Origin of the sequence: Mycobacterium kyorinense (assembly GCF_001672775.1) — a bacterium.
GTDB lineage: Bacteria > Actinomycetota > Actinomycetes > Mycobacteriales > Mycobacteriaceae > Mycobacterium > Mycobacterium kyorinense_A.
The window spans coordinates 1-1,295 of record NZ_LZKJ01000121.1 but is presented as its reverse complement, the minus strand read 5'-3'; the positions used below and the strand labels follow the sequence as shown (position 1 = coordinate 1,295).

The window sequence follows — 1,295 nt, the reverse complement described above, 5'->3', positions numbered from 1 at the left end:
GAAGGTGCTGACCTGCTGGAATGCATGGTGGCGGCGTCGCGGGCCGAAAACCAAGCGGCCGGTCAGCGGCTGGCAGCGATCGGCGAGTTGGATGGGCTGCGGTTGCGCGAAGTCGGTGAGCGGGAGACCTGGATGACCGATACCCAGGAGGAGATCAGCGCCGAGGTGGCCGCAGCGTTGGGCGTCACCCCGGCGCTGGCAACCAGCTATCTGTACTACGCGCGGGTCATGCGTTCCCGGTTGCCGCGGGTAGGTGCGCTGCTGTGTGCCGGCGATATCACCTATTGGATGTTTCAGACGATGGTCTATCGCACCGAGTTGGTCACCGACCCCGAGGTGTTGGCTGGGATCGATGCCCGTCTGGCAGCGCGGGTTTCGCGCTGGCCGGGGCTGTCGCAGAGTCGGCTGGCCGCCTACGTCGACCGGATTGTGGCCCGCGCTGATCGCGACGCGGTGCGCCAACGCCGCCAGGCGCAGGCCAATCGGGAGTTGTGCATTTGGGACGGCGGCAATGGGCTGTGCGAGGTGTATGGCCGATTGGTCACCACCGATGCCCACGCGGTGGATGCCCGCCTAGATGCGTTGGCCGACACGGTGTGTGCCCGCGATCCGCGGACCCGCAAGCAGCGCCGCGCCGATGCCATGGGGGCGTTGGCGGCCGGGGCTGAGCGTCTGCAGTGTCGCTGCGGGCTGCCGGATTGCCCTGCCGGCGCAACGCCGGTGCCCGGGCCGGTGGTGGTGCACGTGATTGCCGAGCAGGCCACCCTCGACGGCGCGGCTTCAACGCCGGGAGCGATGATCGGGGCCGGGGAGCTCATTCCCGCCGAGTTGATCGCCGAGCTTGCCAGCTCGGCCAGGCTGCGGCCGGTGATTCATCCCGCCGATGCCCCCGCCGAGCGGGGCTATACGCCCTCGCGCGCACTGGCCGACTTTGTCCGCTGCCGCGATTTGACCTGTCGATTCCCCGGCTGTGACCGGCCGGCGGTGGCCTGCGACCTCGACCACACGATTCCCTACGGTGACGGTGGTCAGACCCACGCGTCGAACCTCAAATGCCTGTGTAGACGGCATCATCTGCTGAAAACCTTCTGGGGCTGGCGCGACAAACAGCTCCCCGACGGCACCGTCATTTGGACCTCACCGGCCGGGCAGACCTATGTGACGACTCCCGGCAGCGCCCTGCTGTTCCCCAGCTTATGCGTGCCCACCGGCGAGCTGCCCCAGCCGACATCCACCCGCACCGATCGGTGCGGCGATCGCGGCGCAATGATGCCCCAGCGGAAACGGACCCGCGC

The 1,295-nt window shown here is 68.5% G+C and carries 1 protein-coding gene; it reads left to right on the top strand.

Features of this window, described 5'->3' with window-relative positions; translation table 11 throughout:
* Window positions 1–1,295, top strand: a 1,295-nt coding sequence (locus A5707_RS13360; protein WP_065014949.1) for an HNH endonuclease signature motif containing protein, incomplete at both ends; no start/stop codon positions are given.